The following is a 19,305-nucleotide window of genomic DNA, read 5'->3' on the forward strand; positions in this document are numbered from 1 at the left end:
ACTCAGTTGTCGTGGTATTGTTCAATGCCGGTGACCAGGTTCCCGTAATACTATTTGTTGATGTCGTTGGCAAAGCCGATAAGGCAGCCCCTGAACAAATTGGTGCAACTGCGTTGAATGTAGGCGTTACAATCGGGTTCACCGTAATGGTCATCGTCGTTGTAGTGGCACATTGCCCGGCAGTAGGCGTAAACGTATATTGAGTCGTAATGGTATTGTTCAATGCTGGTGACCAGGTTCCTGTTACACCATTTGTTGATGTTGTTGGCAAAGCCGATAAGGCAGCCCCTGAACAGATTGGTGACACTTGCGTAAATGCTGGTGTTACAATCGGATTAACCGTGATGGTCATCGTCGTAAGCGTCGCGCTGGTACATTGTCCGGCTGTTGGCGTAAACGTATACTGTGTAGTAGCCGTATTGTTCAATGCTGGCGACCAGGTTCCTGTTACGTTGTTTGTAGAAGTCGTTGGCAAAGCCGATAAGGCAGCTCCTGAACAAATTGGCGCTACTGCATCGAATATAGGCGTTACAATCGGGTTTACCGTGATGGTTAGTTTCGTAAGCGTTGCACTCGTACATTGTCCGGCTGTTGGCGTAAACGTATACTCTGTTGTAGCGGTATTGTTTAACGCTGGAGACCAGGTTCCTGTTACACTATTTGTTGATGTTGTTGGCAAAGCCGATAAGGCAGCCCCTGAACAAATTGGTGCAACTGCATCAAATGCCGGCGTTAGGATCGGGTTCACCGTAATTAGTGAAGCAGCCGATTTCTGGCAAGTTCCGGTAACTGAAGTTGCGATATATGTTGTTGTCGTCAGCGGTTTAGCGTAAACTGTTGCAGCATGCGTATTTGCTACATAAGCAACCGTCGTAGCCGCATCAGTAAATAAGTTTGCTGCCGGTGACCATGTTATTGACTGGGCAGTATAAGTTATCGAAATAGAACAACTCACAAGAGTTCCTGTATCTGAACCAAAATCATCATAGGCACCAACAGTCCAGCTTCCATTTACTGTAGTAAGCAAATCAGCAAAATTAGTTGTTAAATTTGATCCGAACGAACCTTTTAAACTTCCCGCAGTTACTGCATTTGCTTTAAATGTTCCGGTAATTGCAGCTGCAGTAGAAGCCAATGCCGGAGCAGTGTTGTCTGAAGTAATCACGACATCATTGTAAGAACCAGCGACAGTAGTACTGCCCTGATCTGCTACCAGCGCAATCACTTTTCCATTAGGAGCAGTTAATGTGACTTCGGCATCCGGTAGAAAACTATGTGTAAGGCTAAAAGTAACATCAACTTTATTTATTGTCGCTCCTGCAGGAATTCCCGAAACGGCCAATGCCCTTTGGACTCCTGTAGCGCTATTGTCTGGAATAGCGAGGTTGATCGTTCCCGAACTTGCCCCTTTTGACAATACCGCAACTCCGCCAGTCGCTTCAATTTTTTGAATACTTCCTACGCAAATCGATGCTGTTGGCGTATCAAGCACAATTGCTGTTGGCACCGGGTTTACAGTTACGGTATGGGTAGCCGTAGTTGTCAACATGTTGCCGCTTGTTTGCGTAGCTGTAAGCGTATAAGTTGTTGTAGCTGTTGGGTTAAATGTATAACCTGCAGCTGGAGTGCCACTTACACCTGTAGCAGGAGACCATACATAAGTGTCGTAATTTGAATGTGTAGAAGTGATGGTCACCGGAGTTGAATTTTCGCCTGCACAGATCGTACTTGTAGCAGCACTTAAAGTCAATGCCGGTGGAATTCCTTCGATAGTGAAATTGTCTATGAAGAAATCAATATCGGCAGCACCTGCTGAGACACCTTCAACAACCCTGAATGCAAAACGAACCGTTTGTCCATTGTAAGTTGCAGGCAAATCGATTGATTCCAGTTGGCCTGCAAAAGCCGGAACATTTGCAGTATTGTATGTTTTCAAAACGGTCCAGTTTGTATTATCTGCAGTAGTGGTGATAAGCAATTGTACGCTGTCATCACTTTCCCAAGCACTGGTTAACGCCGTTGAAGTACCGTATTGATTGGCTGCAACATTGTATTTCAATCTTAAATTTGGATTCAAGGTGTATTGAGGCGAAAGCAACCAGCTCACCAAATTTTCGTCATAAATATTGAATTTTGCAGCACCAGTAGAACCAGAGTTCGCAAATCCGTCTGCAGTCCAGGCATTTACATCGACACCAGTTGTCGTAGGACCTGCCGCAACAGTTCCTGACAAACCTTCTCTCCAGCAATTCGGAGGATATGACGCAAATGTTTCTGTACTTGGAAAAGCAGTAGTTGGCGTACACAAAGTCGCAAAAGTAGCTTTTGTGCTGTTCAGACTATAACCTTCGCTTGATGCTGTACAATTGTTTCTTACATAAACATCGTAAGTAGTTCCAGATGATAATCCAGAAATGGCAATTGGAGATGCAGAACCCGTAACAACAGTTCCGTTTGTTCCTGCAGTTGCTCCTGTTCCTGGTGTAAAACCTGAAAGACCGTATTCAATAATATAAGATGAACCGCTTCCGGTAAATGCCATGCTTGCACCAGTCGTCGTGATTGCATTTGCTGTTAAAGCTGTTGGAGCTGCACAAGCTACTAATGTTGTGAAAGACGCTTTTGTAGAATTTGTACTGTATCCATCAGTTGCAGCCGTACAGTTTTGTCTTACATAGACATCATAAGCTGTATTGCCGGCAAGTCCTGAAAGCGCAATTGGAGACGCTGTTCCTGAAACAATAGTTCCATTGGTACCAGCCGTAATTCCTGAGCCCGGAGTAAATCCTGTTGGTCCATATTCTACAACAAAAGCAGTTCCTGTTGAAGTGAACGAAATGTTTGCGGTATGAGGCGTGATCGTTCCCGCCGATGGTGATGTCGGAACTGAACAAGCGACCAAAGTCGTAAATGAAAGTTTCGTAGTGTTAAGACTGTATCCATCGCTGGCAGCGGTACAATTTTGTCTTACATACACATCATATCCAGTACTTGGTGTTAAACCTGAAAGTGCTACCGGAGAAGCCGAACCTGTAACAACAGTTCCATTTGTCCCGGCAGTTGCTGATGTTCCTGGCGTAAATCCTGTTGGTCCATATTCAACGACATAACTTGATCCTGTACCTGTGAAAGTAATATTGACAGTTCTTGCCGCAAGTGCATTTCTTCCTGGAGCAGTTGGAGCTGCGCACGCTACCAAAGTCGTAAACGAAATTTTGGTGGTGTTCACGCTAAAACCATCGCTGGCCGCAATACAATTGCTTCTTACATAGACATCATAACCTGTGACCGGCGTTAAGCCTGAAAGTGCTATTGGTGAAGACGTTCCTGTAACAACAGTTCCGTTTGTTCCGGCGGTTGCTCCTGTTCCAGGTGTAAATCCTGTTGGTCCATATTCAACAATATAGCTTGATCCTGTTCCTGTAAAAGTAACATTCGCTGTTTTTGCAGTTACTGAGTTGCTTGCCGGAGCCGTTGGTGCCGGACATGCTACTGCAGTCGTAAATGAAGCTTTAGTTCCATTTGCACTGTAACCATTGCTTGCTGCGGTACAATTCTGACGTACATATACATCATAACCCGTACTGCCAGTCAAACCTGAAAGCGCAATAGGCGAAGAAGTTCCTGTTATCACAGTTCCGTTTGTTCCTGCAACTCCTGCAGTTCCCGGAGTAAAGCCTGTTGGTCCATATTCAGCAATAAAGCTTGTTCCAGCAGAAGCAAAAGTAACATTTGCAGTATGTGCCGTAACGCTTGCAGTTGCAACTGTCGTTGGAACAATACAGCTTGGCGTTTCGATAATGCTCACTTCATCAAGGTAACAGTTGTCCCCTGCCTGGGCAGTAAACAAGAAACCTACATAAAGTTTTACAGCACCTGCAGCCGCAGCCGGTAATGTTACGGTTTTCGATTTCCATACTGCTGTACCAGAAGTTACTGTTGCATCATGTCTTGGAAAAAACGAACCGGCATTTACATAAGTAATACCATCTAGCGAATATTGCACCTGAACGCCTTCATTTAGGAATGCTGCTGTACTATAAGAAGCATTGTTCTCATTTCTCCATTGAAAATTCACATCAACACTGGTATTCCCTACCGTCGTTAATGGTGCAGCCATTAATCTTTGTTGTCCGCCCGCAGTGCTTGAGGTAAAGGACCCGAACATCACCATATTGGCGCCTAAAGTTGTTAATGCAGAAGTTGTAGGGCTAGTACCCGATGCAGGAAATGTAATTGCCGGATTTGTCGTTGCAGATGTAACTTGTGTGATTTTCCAACAAGACGGAATTGACGTTGAAGTAAATCCGTTTGAAAGCGGCAATGCCACTCCATTACACAAAGTAGTAAATGATGTAGCTGCCGAATTCGCACTATAACCTTCAATCGGGCACACTTGTCTGATATAAACCTGGTAAGTTGTGCTTGCCGATAACCCGCTGAGCGTATATGGTGAAGTAGCTGCGCTTGAAGCGATCGTACCACCTGTTCCTGCAGTCGCGCCTGTTCCTTGCGTAAAACCGGTAGCGCCATACTCAACGATATAATTTCCAGAACCTGTCCAGGTTAAGCTGGCAGAAGCATTTGTAATGCTTGTATTGGCCAATGATGTAGCAGCTGCACAAGCCGTAGCTTTGTTTCCGCTTAAAGGCGATACCGAATTGTAATACGGAGCACCTGTACAAACATCATTGTAAGAATATATATAGTAATAATATTTTACACCAGAGGTTAAACTACTGTCGGTAAAAGTAACTGCATTTGAATTTTGTACAATATAAGTCCCCGCTCCTAAAGTTGTAGCAGCAACAGCATAAGTTGTTCCGTTTACCGGAGTTGGTGCTGTAGCACTCGTACTTCTTACAACAAGGTATTTGCTTGGTGCAGGGCTTGCTGCTGTAAACGAACCTGTAATTGACGTTGTTGTTACAGTGTTAAATACCAATGCGGTTGGCTGTGCTGTTGGAGTAACACAAGCAGTCAAAACCGCTGGTGTCCATGTAAATGTTAAGCCAGATGCCGGCAAAATCGTATTTAAAACCGCGCATTTATCCGTATTTGCAGATCCTGCTGTTGTAGATGCCCAGCTTGTAGCTGTTGTTCTTGAAGAGAAATCTGATGTAGTTGTCCTGATTCCTACTTGAACGTTATTTGCCGCAGTAGAAGTTGTACTTGAACTTCCATATACGATTTGAACCGTATTGGTTCCTTCATTCAGAATATATTGATAATCAAAACTATCGGCAGCAATTTGATAACGCCTCGCTCCTACTAATGTAATTACATATGATCTATTTGGCGAAGTTCCTAAAACCGAAGCATAGACTCCAGAATACGGAGTATAACTGGCACTTCCGGCACTATTAGGGATCTTACTAAGTGTAATCGTATTTGTTCCAATTGCTGTAATGATTGTCCCAGATGTAACACCAGTTCCCTCAATACGCATCCCAACCTTAAGTCCGGCAACTGAAGACACCGCTGTCATCACAGCTGAAGAAGTACTTCTAGTGGCCGTAAACGCTGTACTTGTATTGATTTGCTGGTCGACATTGAAAGCCGCTACTCCAGAATTTGTAATGGTTCCACCCAAATACAATCCATCTAGATTTGTACCACTCACGAAATCGGCGCCAGCACCAGTTGCTGAAATGGATGAACCAAATACAAAAAATCCATTTGCAGAAAGTGTCACCTGATTGTAATTTACCGTAGCAAATGAAAAGCTAAAGGGCATTGTCAATGTAACCCTGTTATCATCCCAATTGGTAGCTAAAATCGCTGCGGGAACAGTTGAAGTTACTCCAGCAGCATCAACCAAACCTGATACAGGTGGCGTAAAAGTTCCTGAGGTTTGTGCAAAAGTATAAGCACTTGCCTGAGCATAACTTTCAGACACTGAGAAAAACAGCAGCATCAGCATGACGCTACTCAACCACGAAACGTGGCTTTTTCCTTTAAGCACAGCATCCCTGCCTTTGCAAAAAGTTTGGTAGTTTTTAATCATAAAATTTTGGAATAAATTTAATTAGCCAGCGAATGTACATCCAAACCTATATCACTCGTTACTAATAATCCGCAATTTCGATTATATGCTTAAATCATCGACTAAAAACATTCTTTTATTATTTTTAACAGTCCTTTATTATCAAATCCAAAAAAAATGCTTTTATACATCTGCCCATTTTGAGCATTTTTGTATAAAAGCATGTTGCTTTTGCGTATGTAATTCTGTTACATGAAAATACTGAAGATATAATAAACGATCGCTGCAAGCAAGGCTGAAACCGGAATCGTCAATACCCAAGCCCAAAGTAAATTGATCGTGACGCCCCAGCGCACTGCCGAGATTCTCTTGGTAATCCCAACCCCAATGATACTTCCCGTAATGGTATGTGTCGTCGAAACCGGAATCCCGAAATGCTCTGTTAAATATAAAGTGATCGCTCCGGCTGTTTCGGCAGCAACACCTTCAAGCGGCGTGACTTTAGTGATCTTCGTTCCCATCGTTTTAACAATTTTCCACCCGCCGCTCAATGTTCCAAGTGCAATTACGGTGAAACTCACGAATGGAACCCAGCCCCAATCTTCAACAAAATGCGCAAAACGATCGGCGCTTTCAAGCGAAGTATAGGCCACATCGCCCATGTTCATGTGGTAACAAATGACAGCTGCCCCGATAATTCCCATGACTTTCTGCGCGTCATTTCCTCCGTGCCCCAAACTAAATAGAGCCGAAGAAACCAATTGCAGCCTTCTAAACCAGCGGTCGGCTTTGGATGGATTTGCTTTTTTGCAGATGTTTAAAATCAGTACCGTTATAAAATAGGCGATGATCAAACCAATGAGTGGCGCAAGGAATATGAATAGAAAAGTTGGTACCACTTTAGCATAATTGATGACATCGATTTCTTTTCCGTCAATGATCTGGGAGAAAACACCGGCTTTCGCCAATGCTGCGCCCATAAATCCACCAAGTAAAGTATGTGAAGATGAGGACGGAATCCCAAGTTTCCAGGTTACCAGGTTCCAGATGATCGCCGCGACCAGTCCGGCTAAAATGACTTCAAGCGTGATGAAATGCTCATCCACCGATTTGGCGATCGTATTCCCGATTTTAAATTCTCCAATGATATATTTCGAAATAAAATAAGCCGCAAAGTTGAACATCGCTGCCCATAAAACGGCCTGAAAAGGCGTTAGTACTTTAGTCGCAACAATCGTTGCAATCGAATTGGCCGCATCGTGAAAACCATTGATGTAGTCAAAAATTAAAGCAAGGATGATGATGATAATAAGTAACGTAAAATCCATAAAGTGTGTTTCGTTTTAAACTTATTATTTAGGAATGCTTCACAGAGATCTGCTCTAAAACATTAGCAACGCTCTTGCATTTATCCGATGCAGATTCCAGTGCCGACAATACTTCTTTATATTTAATGATGTTTTTCGCGTCGGTTTCATTTTCGAAAATATCAGCCACCGCTTTGTCAAAAACAGTATCGGCTTTGCTTTCAAGCTTGTTGATTTTCTTGCAGGCATCGCTGATTTTCTTGTGGTTTTCGAGGTCTTTCAACTCCCCGATCGCTACACCAATTAATTGACAAGCCTCAAGGTTGATTTCGGTTAATTTACGGATCGATTTTGTGATTTTTTCTACCTGGTACAAACGCATCCTGCTCGCCGCTCCATGCATGTAATCGGCAACATTATCGATCGCTTTAATCAGGGAGTGAATGTCTTCGCGGTCAAAAGGCGTAATAAAATTACGGCTCAATTCCAGATGCGTGGTATGCGTAATTTCCTCAATTCTGGCTTCAAGTTCTTCAATTTTCCTGAAATATTCTTCCCTTTCAACCCTTGGAACGTTGATCGCTTCGTGAAGTGTTTCTGCTAAAAGGATCAAATTGGCCGCAGCCTGTTCAAAAAGCGGTAGGAATTTCTTGTCTTTCGGAACTAAAAACTGGAAAATGCTGTTTAATGTCATGTCTGAAATTTTATGGTGCAAATGTAAACTTCCAATGTTAAGTTAACATTAATTTATAAAAAATTACGGCCTTGCCAAATTTTGAACGATTGCGGTGCCGGATATTTTTTATTTCAATCGTTTTCGTACTTTAGCAACTCAAAAATACGAAACAAATTCGTACGAATTTTTATTTTATTCTGCCCAACAAGACAATAGCAATATGGATTTGAACTTCAACAAAAACGAAGACCACAACAAACTTTTACTGTCCGATTTAAAACAGCGATTTGCCAAAGTGAAAGTTGGCGGCGGCGAAAAACGCATCGAAAAACTGCATGGTGAAGGCAAAATGACTGCCCGAGAACGCATCGACTACCTGCTTGACCCGAAAGCAAAAAGCATAGAAATTGCTGCTTTTGCCGGCGATGGCATGTATGCAGAACACGGCGGTTGCCCATCGGGCGGAGTGGTGGTGAAAATTGGTTACATCAAAGGAAAGCAATGCGTTGTTGTTGCCAATGACGCGACCGTAAAAGCCGGAGCCTGGTTTCCGATCACCGGAAAAAAGAACCTTCGTGCGCAGGAAATCTCTATCGAAAACCGTCTACCTATTATATATCTCGTTGACAGCGCCGGGGTTTATCTCCCGTTGCAGGACGAAATTTTCCCAGACAAAGAGCATTTCGGGCGTATTTTCAGGAACAATGCCGTCATGAGCAGCATGGGAATTATCCAGATTGCAGCCGTTATGGGAAGCTGTGTTGCCGGTGGCGCTTACCTGCCAATCATGAGCGACGAAGCGATGATCGTTGATAAAACCGGAAGTATTTTCCTCGCCGGAAGCTATTTAGTAAAAGCTGCAATTGGCGAATCGATCGACAATGAAACTCTTGGCGGTGCCACGACGCATTGTGAAATTTCAGGTGTAACCGATTACAAAGCAAAAGACGATAAAGATGCTTTGGACAGGATCCGGAATATCGTAGATAAAATCGGCGATTTTGATAAGGCGGGTTTCAGCAGGATCAAGTCTGAAAAACCGGCAATGAACGAAGCAGACATTTACGGAATCTTGCCAAAAGCAAGGAACGAACAGTATGACATGATGGAAATCATCAACCGTTTGGTCGATAATTCTGAATTTGAAGCGTATAAAGACGGCTACGGTCAAACCATTTTAACAGGTTATGCCCGAATTGACGGCTGGGCTGTGGGAATTGTAGCCAATCAAAGAAAAGTTGTCAAATCCGGAAAAGGCGAAATGCAGTTTGGCGGTGTGATCTATTCAGATTCTGCCGATAAGGCCACGCGTTTTATTGCGAATTGCAACCAGAAGAAAATCCCGCTCGTTTTCATTCAGGATGTTACCGGATTTATGGTTGGTTCCAAATCGGAACACGGCGGCATCATTAAAGACGGCGCGAAAATGGTGAATGCGGTTTCGAATTCGGTCGTGCCGAAATTTACCGTAATCGTAGGAAATTCCTACGGGGCAGGAAATTACGCGATGTGCGGAAAAGCATACGATCCGAGATTGATATTTGCCTGGCCAAGTGCCGAACTTGCCGTGATGGGCGGAACTCAGGCCGCGAAGGTGCTCGCGCAAATCGAAGCATCTTCATTAAAAGCCAAAGGCGAAGTCGTTGATGAGGCTAAAGAAGCTGAATTATTCGACAAAATAAAAGCGCGTTACGATGCACAGGTGTCTCCTTATTATGCAGCGTCACGAATCTGGACCGATGCAGTTATCGATCCGCTTGACACCAGAACCTGGATTTCTATGGGAATAGAAGCGGCAAACCACGCGCCTATTGAAAAGAAATTTAATCTGGGCGTGATTCAGGTCTGATTTCGGTGACAAAAAATAAAAATAGTTACTAAATGGAGAAATTTGGCATTATGAGAAAAATTGCAATTGCGTCATTGTTATGTATCGGACTCCAGAACATTTTCGCCCAGGAAAATTTTACCAAAAGGGATTCCCTTCACGGCGGCCTTCGTTTTGAAAGGACGTCATACGATGTGCTTCACTATGATCTCAATATTAAGGTCAATCCTGATGAAAGATTCATTTCCGGCTATAACGAAATCGCTTTTAAAGCTGTTGAAGAAACGAATAAGATCCAGGTCGATTTGTTCGAAAACATGAAAATCGACAGCATTATTTTTAACTCCAAAAAATTACCTTATAAACGGGAATTCGATGCGGTTTTTATCTCTTTTGAAAATCCGGTTCTAAAAAATTCCCAGCAAAAAATCCGTGTGTATTATTCTGGAAATCCTATTGTTGCCAAACGTGCACCGTGGGATGGCGGATTCGTATTTTCGAAAGATCAAAACGGAAAACCGTGGATTGGCGTGGCCGTACAAGGAACCGGAGCCAGTTTGTGGTATCCTGTAAAAGATTCCCAATCTGACGAACCGGACAATGGCGCGACCATTAAAATCGCTGTTCCAAATGGTTTAATGGATGTTTCCAACGGCAGATTTATCGGAAGCCAGGATTTAAAAAACGGCTATACACGCTGGGATTGGGAAGTCAAAAACCCAATCAACAATTATGACATTACGGCCAACATCGGCGATTATGCACACATTCATGACCATTACAAAGGATTGGATCTTGATTATTATGTGCTGTCTTATAACGAAGAAATTGCAAAAAAACATTTTGAGGAAGTCAAACCGATGATGGATTGTTTTCAATCGAAATTTGGCAACTATCCGTTTCCTGAAGACGGCTATAAATTGGTTGAAACGCCCTATCTCGGCATGGAACATCAAAGCGCAGTAGCTTATGGAAACAACTTCAAGCAAGGTTACAAAGGCAGTGATCTGTCGGGCACCGGAAACGGATTGTTGTTTGATTTTATCACCATCCACGAAAGTGGACACGAATGGTTTGGCAACAGCATTACGTCTAAAGATGTGGCCGATATGTGGATTCACGAGAGCTTTACCTGTTATTCCGAAACCGTGTTTTTAGAATGCCAGTTTGGGATTGAAAAAGCAATGGCTTATGTCAACGGACTCAAAAAAAACGTGCAGAACGACAAGCCTGTTATTGGGAAATATGGCGTGAACAATGAAGGTTCGGGCGATATGTATTACAAAGGCGCGCTGATGCTGAATACGATCCGGAGCATAATCAATGAGGATACAAAATTCTGGAAAGTGCTTTTGGATTATTCGAACCATTTCCGCCACCAGATCATTGAAACAAAAGATGCCGTTGATTTTTTTAATGCAGAAACCGGAATGTACCTGACGCCGGTTTTCAATCAATACCTTCGTTACAAAAACATCCCGATCCTGCAACTCCGCAAAAATAAAAAAGCAGTCGAATACCGTTGGGTTACCGATGAGCCTGATTTTGAAATGCCTGTTGAAATTACTGCGAATCACAAAAATTTTCGCTTAAACGCAAGCAATAAATGGCAATCAACGAAGTTTACCGTTAAAAATATTAAAGATGTAACCGTCGCGCAAAACAGGTTTTATGTCGAAGTTCAAAAACTATAATTTCACAGATTGATAAAAACCCGCAATTTTTCCTTTTCAAATGCGCCGATCCTGCGGTAAAACCCAATTGCTTTTTCACTAAATACCGGCGTTTGCCATTGAATGTTCCCGCAATGATTTGCTTTTGCAACTTCTTTCAGGTGCTCAAAAACCCGATCACCAATTTTCATTCCCCGGAAATCAGGCTCTAAATACAGGCAATCGAGATATAAAAAACGCTGCGCATCCCAAAACAATTGCACCTGAAAATGACAGCCAAATAACATGCGCCTGTTAACATCCAACAAAAAAGCCGCTTAATTTGCGGCTTCTTTTAATATTTCTTTTCGCATCATTTTCCCGGTTTCGGTTTCGGCGAATTTTGGAACAAATAATATGGCTTTCGGACGTTCATATTTATCGAGCTCTTCAAAAACATGAGGCTCGAGTGCGCGTTCTTCCCCTTCGAGCACCAACACAAGTTTTTCTCCAAGCTGCTCATCCGGAAGCCCGCCAAACATAAACCTCGACTGGATTTTGCCTGATAATTTCTCTTCAATCTGTTCCGGAATTAATTTGATGCCGCCGCTGTTTACGACATTGTCAAAACGTCCCAGGAAAATAAACTGGTTTTCATTGACCAATTCAACAAGGTCGTTGGTTACGATGACTTCGTCGGAAATTCTTGGCGCATGGATCACGAGGCAATTGTTGTCGTCATAAGAAATCGTGACATTTGGCAACACCGTAAAAGCCTGCTCGCCTACTCTTTTCGCGGCAATATGCGTGATGGTTTCGGTCATGCCGTATGTTTCATAGACTTCTGTTGGCAATTCTGCCAATGCATCTTCAAGCGTCCTATGGATGTAAACGCCGCCGATGATGACTTTTTTGACGTTTTTCAATTCTTCCAGTGAATGTTTTGCCTGCAACGGAACCATCGCAGCAAAATCATAAACCGTGTCATTGTTTTTTAGCGGAGTCGAATTCGGGGCCACAAAATCCATGTCTAAACCTAAAATAAATCCGCGAACGAACATCATTTTGCCTGCGATGTATTTCGCCGGAAGGCAATGAAGCGCTTTATTCCCCGGAGCAAGATCGAAAAAATCGCCTGTTGCCAACGCCGAATTGACCATCGCCTGTTTTTCTACGCGAATGCGTTTTGGTGTTCCCGTGCTTCCTGAAGTATTGATGTCGATGTACGGATTGTTGTCAAACCAGTCAAGCAGAAAATTGCCCACGGGTTTTTCAAAATCATCGCCTTCTTTAATAAAACTGTAGGCCACACGGCATAAATCATCTTTATCGAGGTGAAAGCCGTTGAGCTTGAAACTGTTGTGAACGTTATGATACGTTGGGGTTGCGTTAAGCGTTGTCATTGTCTTCTGGTATTTCATTAATGAGTCGGTCGTCTGCGAGCTGGGAAATGCCTTCGGATGGAAAAACCAAATTTCCGGTAAGCCTGTCTTTCCAATCGCTCCAGCCGTATTTTTTACTAAAGATAAATAAAAGTATGGGGAAAATAACCACGATTGGGAAAAGAATGTCATAGCCTACAGTTGGTTCTGCAACATCTTTCAACACCGATTCCGTTTGGAAAACCGACCAATCGGATGTAATCAGCAGTGCACCAACGAGATTGTTAGCGGCGTGAAAACCCAGGGAAAGCTCAAGCCCGTCATCCATCAAAACCAAAATTCCCAGAAACAAACCTGTACCTATATAATATACGAGCGAAATGTATCCGATTTTTTCAACTTCGGGATTTAAAATGTGCATTGTCCCGAAAATTACCGAAGTCATCAGAAGCGGAAACCATTTGTTCATCGACAAATTTCCAAAACCCTGCATTAAATAACCCCTAAAAACATATTCTTCGGTCGAAGTCTGAATCGGGATCATAACAACTGAAATGACGAGCAAGATCAGAAAAGGAACCGGCTTAAAATTGACGATGAAATCCTGAGGGTTTTCATAATACGAATAAGCCGTTGCAGCAGCTGTAAAAATGCCCCATAGTGCAAAAGAAAATAAAATCCTGCCCCAATCGGTTTTTCTCCTGGCAGTCGTAACCTCGCGAATGGTTTGGTGGTGCAGGTATTTGACTACTATAAAAAAACCGATGATCGCAAATACGAACGACAGCATCAGTAAAAATAAAGTCAGGTTCGAATCAAGCATCGTCATTAAATCAACCGAGGAAGTCGGAATGCCTTTTCCGGTTGTATATGCTTTGATGAAAACACCAATTCCCAAAGGTAAATTTCCTACTGCCGATGCAAAAATGATCAGGGTTGAACCAATCAGGTATTTCCAGAATTTATTTTCAGGCTTGATGCCTTGTTCTATAAACATGCGTTTTGATTTTCTCGGCTGCAGCCAATTTTACGTTGGTCCAATTTAGGTTATTTTTAAAATTAAATCAATTACTTTGTAAAAAAATATAGCATAAATATGATCCAGGTCTTACACAATCCACGCTGCGGAAAATCAAGGAGTTGCCTTGCCTTTCTTGAAGAATCCGGAAAAGAATTTGAAGTCATTAAATATCTGGTTGACGTCCCAACATTTGACGAATTGCAATCCATCATCAAGAAACTCGGCATGAAACCGATAGAAGTTGTTCGCACGAAAGAACCCATCTGGATCGAAAAATTCAAAAGCAAAACTTTATCCGATGCCGAAATCATCAAAGCGATGGTTCAAAATCCCATCCTGATCGAACGCCCGATCGTCATCAACGGCGACAAAGCAATCATCGCAAGACCAATGGAAAAAGCAGCGGAAATTATTTAATATCCAAGCTAAATGTTTTAACAAACCTTTGTGAAACGCCCGCTAAACCAACTCCTACTTTTGTGTTCTTACGCAGAGCATTTAATTATAACCTATGAAAAAAATCACATTCGCACTTTTCCTCACCTTACTCCTATCGGTTTTTACAAGTTTTGCACAAGAAAGACCGGCAGCCACAAAAGTTAAAGTTACCGGAAATGTAACTGAAAAAATCAGCAAGCAACCTTTAGAATACGCAACAATTACGCTGACCAATACCAAAAACCCAAAATCTATCGCCGGCGGAATTACAAACAACAAAGGCGAATTTGACGTTGATGTGACTCCAGGAACTTACGACATCAAAGTCGAGTTCATTTCCTTCAAAGCCACTGAAATCAAATCCAAAAACATTACTGAAAACACCAATCTGGGAACTGTCGGACTCGATGAAGATGCGACGCAACTCCAGGCCGTTGAAGTACGTGCCGAAGCGACAACGGTTCAAATTAAACTCGATAAAAAAGTATACAGCGTCGGGCAGGATCTGCTTGTAAAAGGCGGAACCGTAAGCGATGTACTCGACAATATTCCGTCAGTTACGGTCGATGCCGATGGAACGATCGCTTTGCGCGGAAATGACAATGTTCGGATTTTAATTGATGGACGTCCGTCTAATGCGATCAATATTTCCGAAGCATTGCGCCAGATTCCGGCCGATGCAATTGATAAAGTAGAAGTCGTTACGAATCCGTCTGCGCGTTACGATTCAGAAGGCGGCGGCGGATTGTTGAACATCATCCTCAAAAAAGGAAAAAACCAGGGCATCAACGGAACCATTATTTTATCTGCCGGAGATCCGAAAAATTATGGTGTTTCGGGAAATGTAAATTACAAAACCGAGCAATTTAATTTATACACGACCACAGGCTACAGCAACCGACAAAACAACGGAAATTCAAGAACAGATTCCCAGTATTTTTTAGACGGCGTCACTTCAAAATATACCAATGAACGCCGAGAAAATGAAAGGTCAAGCGAAGGCTACAATTCAAATGTTGGATTGGATTGGTATTTAGACAAATCAACAACCTGGAGCAACAGCATCAATGTACGCAGGAACAGCGGTGGAAATCCTGAAACGGTAATCACGGATAATTTTAATGCACAAAATATTTTTCAATATACCAATTACCGATTTAACGATCAGTTCAGCGAAAGCAAATCAGCTGAATTCAACACGAATTTTGTCAAGAATTTCACAAAAGAAGGCCACAAATTAACGATCGATGGTTCGTTTTCATCAAACCGCGACAACGACAATTCGGAAATTACAGACCTTTCAATTACAAATACAGCCAATGTCCAAACGCAGCAGCGCAACATCGTCCAGACCGATTATGTATTGCCGCTTGGCAAAGCCAGCCAGTTCGAAGCCGGTTATAAAGGCGATTTCAACAAGCTTTTCACGGATTATAAAGTAGACAATTTAAATGCAATGACAGGTTTGTTTGAAAACGATTACCGTTACACAAACGTATTGGATTACCGCGAACAGATCAATGCGCTGTATTCGCAATTTGGTACTAAAATCAATAAATTTTCGATCTTGCTCGGACTGCGTTGGGAAGATTCAAAAATCACGATCAACCAGTTAACGGCAGCCGATTTCAGTACGAAAAAATACAACAACTTTTTCCCGAGCGCCTTTTTCACTTATGAAGTGTCAGATAAAAGCAGCGTTTCATTGAATTACAGCAGAAGGATTTCACGCCCGCGCGGCCGTTTCATCAATCCGTTTTCAAGCCTTTCGAGCGCGATCAACATCTTTAAAGGAAACCCAAATTTAGATCCTTCACTAACCGACGCTTTTGATTTGGGTTTTCTAAAACGCTGGAGCAAATTAACGCTGAGTACTTCGGCATACATCAACAAAACAACCGATTCTTTCCAGTTTGTAAGATCACCTTCGGGAGAATTTGTAGACGGCACGCCGGTAATTTACAGCTCGCCGGTTAATTTGGGTAAGGAAACCCGTTTTGGATTTGAGTTCACCTTAAACTACAATCCGTTCAAATGGTGGAAACTCAACAGCAATTTTAATTTCTTCCGCAACAAAACCGAAGGCGAATATTCATACACTGTCACCGAACAAGGTTTGCCTGTTACGGTTAACGAAAGCCTCAACAACACGGCAAATTCCTGGTTTACAAGATTGTCTTCTAAAATATCGCTTCCATACAAAATCGACTGGCAAACGAATTTTACGTATAACGGCCCACAAAATACGGCGCAGGGAAAAAATAAAGGGAACGGCGCAGTAAACCTCGGCTTCAGCAAAGATTTATTAAAAGACAAGGCGACCATTGCGCTAAACGTGCAGGATTTGTTCAATTCGCGCAAACGAATTACCGAAACCTATCTGGAAAGCCTGAATTCATATAGCGAAATGCAATGGAGGACGCGCCAGGCCACACTTTCCTTTACTTACAGGTTCAATCAGAAAAAAGGGGAAAAACAACAGCAGAAAAAACGCGGTGACGACAACGGCGGAAGTGATGAATTTCCAGGATAAAAAAAAGGAACTCAATGAGTTCCTTTTTTTTGTGGCAATCAAAAGCTATAAAGCTGATTGCTGATCTTCGTGCTTTTTCTTCGCTCTCTTTTCCTTGTAAAGCTCCCAGCTTGCACCGCCAACCCAGTAAGAAACGAATCCTACCAAGAAAAACATCAGCCAGAATCCTAAAGTAAGAATCGAAAGGAAGAGTAAAAAGCCTAAATACTGTGAAAATTCAAACATGTTTTCCGGAATTTTTTGAATTATGAGCAAATGTAAGTTTATTATTTTTTCTCACCAATTAAAACCAAATCAATTTTCATAAAATAACATTTATCCGTATTTTTGGATTTGAAATTAAAAGGAGAACAGCCAGTGGCTGTTAGGTATTTTTTTATTTTTAGGAGCTGTTTCCCGCTATCCGTTGCAATCTTTTTTCGCTTTGCAAGCTTCAAAAAGGATTTCCACTGCTATCGGGGCTAGGGTTTCAAAGTCAAATCAACATTCAAACATAAAACCAACATATCAATACAATGGAATACAGAATAGAAAAAGACACGATGGGCGAAGTTCAAGTCCCGGCAGACAAATATTGGGGCGCGCAAACCGAACGTTCCCGCAACAACTTCAAAATCGGGCCATCGGCATCGATGCCAAAAGAAATCATCGAAGGTTTTGCTTATCTCAAAAAAGCCGCAGCTTATGCAAACCACAACCTCGGTGTTCTATCCGTTGAAAAACGCGATGCGATTGCTGCCGTTTGCGACGAAATCCTGGCCGGTAAATTAGACGACCAGTTTCCACTCGTCATCTGGCAAACCGGATCGGGCACGCAAAGCAATATGAATGTGAACGAAGTCATTGCAAACCGCGCGCAGGTGCTTGCCGGATTCAAAATCGGCGAAGGCGAAGCTGTTGTAAAAGCAAATGACGATGCCAACAAATCACAATCATCAAACGACACGTTCCCAACAGGAATGCACATTGCAGCTTATAAAGCCGTTGTTGAAGTCACGCTTCCGGGCGTAGAAAAATTGCGCGACACTTTGCAAGCAAAATCATCTGAATTCAACAATGTCGTAAAAATCGGGCGCACCCATTTAATGGATGCCACGCCGCTGACTCTAGGACAGGAACTTTCTGGTTATGTTGCCCAATTGAATTACGGAATCAAAGCCGTGAAAAACACACTTTCACATTTATCTGAAGTTGCCCTTGGCGGAACCGCCGTTGGAACAGGATTGAATACACCTGACGGTTACGACATAAAAGTAGCAGAATACATTGCAAAATTCACCGGACAGCCTTTTGTAACTGCCCCAAATAAATTCGAGGCTTTGGCTTCACACGATGCGATTGTTGAAGCACATGGCGCTTTAAAACAATTGGCCGTTTCCTTGAATAAAATTGCAAATGATGTTAGAATGCTCGCTTCTGGCCCGCGTTCTGGAATTGGGGAAATCATCATTCCTGAAAACGAACCAGGTTCTTCGATCATGCCTGGAAAAGTAAACCCGACACAATGCGAAGCTTTGACGATGGTTTGTGCCCAGGTTATCGGGAACGACGTTGCGATCGCTGTTGGCGGCATGCAGGGGCATTATGAACTAAATGTCTTTAAACCCGTGATGGCGGCAAACTTCCTGCAATCGGCGCGGTTGTTAGGAGATGCTTGTGTGTCGTTTGAAGAACATTGCGCTTCTGGAATTGAGCCAAATTACAAACGCATTAAAGAATTGGTCGACAATTCATTGATGTTGGTTACAGCTTTGAATACCAAAATCGGTTATTATAAATCGGCTGAAATTGCACAAACGGCACACAAAAACGGAACGACTTTAAAAGACGAAGCGGTTCGTTTGGGTTATGTTTCTGCTGAAGATTTTGATGCCTGGGTAAAACCTGAAGAAATGGTTGGAAGCTTGAAGTAATTGATAGTTAACAATGAATAATTGGCTCGCGATCTATAAACGTCGCGGGCTTTTTTATTCTTTTTGATTTTCTTCAGCTTTGGCTTTCTGGGCAATTTCCGGATTGTTGATGAGCTTCCCTCCTTTTGCGATGGCGCCAAGCACGATTCCGGCAGAAATAAGCACGGCATTTTTGATGATGTATTGTCCAAGAAGCGTTGGTACAAATGGAAATGTTTCCCAGGTATCATCCGGAAAAATAACCAACGGCAGCAGTGTTCCCGCCATTTGGAAATACATGACCGGAATGGCATATTTCATGTATTTTTTTGTCAGCAAACCAATTCCGATCAGGCATTCGAGAACAGCCAGGAAAGGCATCGAAACTTCGGGCTTCATCAAATCAAAAGTGATTAATGAGATGGTTCTTGAAGCGATTTCTTCGGCCGGACTGGCATCAATAAAAAATTTCAGGAATCCGAACCAGAAAAATACGATCCCAACGGAAATCCGTAAAATGTCGGTTCCGCGCTTTTCAATTGCTTTTCTTAATTTTCCAAAGAACTTTTTCATAGTGTTTCATTTCTACC

At 42.6% G+C, this 19,305-nt stretch carries 13 protein-coding genes; 5 read left to right on the forward strand and 8 right to left on the reverse strand.

The window, feature by feature from the left end; all coding sequences use genetic code 11:
- From BLS32_RS17585 to BLS32_RS17595, 3 genes are all read right to left on the reverse strand, one after another.
- A partial coding sequence (locus BLS32_RS17585; RefSeq protein WP_091399209.1) for a beta strand repeat-containing protein occupies positions 1–6,007 on the reverse strand: 6,007 nt, incomplete at its 3' end.
- A 227-nt stretch (positions 6,008–6,234) separates the two neighbouring features.
- Positions 6,235–7,314: an inorganic phosphate transporter gene (locus BLS32_RS17590; protein ID WP_091399211.1), complete on the reverse strand. Its 1,080-nt coding sequence runs from the start codon at positions 7,312–7,314 to the stop codon at positions 6,235–6,237.
- 28 nt (positions 7,315–7,342) lie between these two features.
- Entirely contained in the window at positions 7,343–7,987 is a 645-nt protein-coding gene (locus BLS32_RS17595) for a DUF47 domain-containing protein (protein ID WP_091399214.1), read from the reverse strand.
- Between the two features lie 202 nt (positions 7,988–8,189).
- Between BLS32_RS17595 and BLS32_RS17600 the strand changes: the two genes are divergently transcribed.
- Both BLS32_RS17600 and BLS32_RS17605 read left to right on the forward strand, forming a co-directional pair.
- Positions 8,190–9,818, forward strand: a complete 1,629-nt coding sequence (locus BLS32_RS17600) for an acyl-CoA carboxylase subunit beta (RefSeq protein WP_091399321.1) — start codon at positions 8,190–8,192, stop codon at positions 9,816–9,818.
- 50 nt (positions 9,819–9,868) lie between these two features.
- Positions 9,869–11,491: a M1 family metallopeptidase gene (locus BLS32_RS17605; RefSeq protein ID WP_091399324.1), complete on the forward strand. Its 1,623-nt coding sequence runs from the start codon at positions 9,869–9,871 to the stop codon at positions 11,489–11,491.
- 2 nt (positions 11,492–11,493) lie between these two features.
- Here BLS32_RS17605 and BLS32_RS17610 read toward each other — a convergent pair whose 3' ends face one another.
- From BLS32_RS17610 to BLS32_RS17620, 3 genes are read right to left on the reverse strand one after another with little or no spacing between them, the layout of a single operon-like run.
- Positions 11,494–11,775, reverse strand: a complete 282-nt coding sequence (locus BLS32_RS17610; protein WP_170227614.1) for a GNAT family N-acetyltransferase — start codon at positions 11,773–11,775, stop codon at positions 11,494–11,496.
- A gap of 12 nt (positions 11,776–11,787) precedes the next feature.
- On the reverse strand, positions 11,788–12,852 hold the full coding sequence (locus BLS32_RS17615) for an AMP-binding protein (RefSeq protein WP_091399326.1): 1,065 nt from the start codon (positions 12,850–12,852) through the stop codon (positions 11,788–11,790).
- Positions 12,839–13,828: a CPBP family intramembrane glutamic endopeptidase gene (locus tag BLS32_RS17620; RefSeq protein WP_091399220.1), complete on the reverse strand. Its 990-nt coding sequence runs from the start codon at positions 13,826–13,828 to the stop codon at positions 12,839–12,841. The genes BLS32_RS17615 and BLS32_RS17620 overlap by 14 nt, the downstream gene beginning before the upstream one ends.
- A gap of 99 nt (positions 13,829–13,927) precedes the next feature.
- On the opposite strand from BLS32_RS17620, the gene arsC reads away from it, so the two are divergent.
- Both arsC and BLS32_RS17630 read left to right on the forward strand, forming a co-directional pair.
- Positions 13,928–14,269 carry an arsenate reductase (glutaredoxin) gene (arsC, locus tag BLS32_RS17625; protein WP_091399223.1) on the forward strand — a complete coding sequence of 114 codons (342 nt, stop codon included), beginning with the start codon at positions 13,928–13,930 and terminating at the stop codon, positions 14,267–14,269.
- Between the two features lie 94 nt (positions 14,270–14,363).
- Positions 14,364–16,823 carry a TonB-dependent receptor gene (locus BLS32_RS17630; protein WP_091399225.1) on the forward strand — a complete coding sequence of 820 codons (2,460 nt, stop codon included), beginning with the start codon at positions 14,364–14,366 and terminating at the stop codon, positions 16,821–16,823.
- A gap of 45 nt (positions 16,824–16,868) precedes the next feature.
- Here BLS32_RS17630 and BLS32_RS17635 read toward each other — a convergent pair whose 3' ends face one another.
- Positions 16,869–17,048: a hypothetical protein gene (locus BLS32_RS17635; protein ID WP_091399228.1), complete on the reverse strand. Its 180-nt coding sequence runs from the start codon at positions 17,046–17,048 to the stop codon at positions 16,869–16,871.
- A gap of 290 nt (positions 17,049–17,338) precedes the next feature.
- Here BLS32_RS17635 and fumC point away from each other — a divergent pair, with 290 nt between their 5' ends.
- Positions 17,339–18,736: a class II fumarate hydratase gene (fumC, locus tag BLS32_RS17640; RefSeq protein ID WP_091399230.1), complete on the forward strand. Its 1,398-nt coding sequence runs from the start codon at positions 17,339–17,341 to the stop codon at positions 18,734–18,736.
- Between the two features lie 54 nt (positions 18,737–18,790).
- Here fumC and BLS32_RS17645 read toward each other — a convergent pair whose 3' ends face one another.
- Entirely contained in the window at positions 18,791–19,288 is a 498-nt protein-coding gene (locus tag BLS32_RS17645; protein WP_091399234.1) for a DoxX family membrane protein, read from the reverse strand.
- Positions 19,289–19,305: the final 17 nt, after the last annotated feature.

Source organism: Flavobacterium noncentrifugens (assembly GCF_900100375.1).
GTDB lineage: Bacteria > Bacteroidota > Bacteroidia > Flavobacteriales > Flavobacteriaceae > Flavobacterium > Flavobacterium noncentrifugens.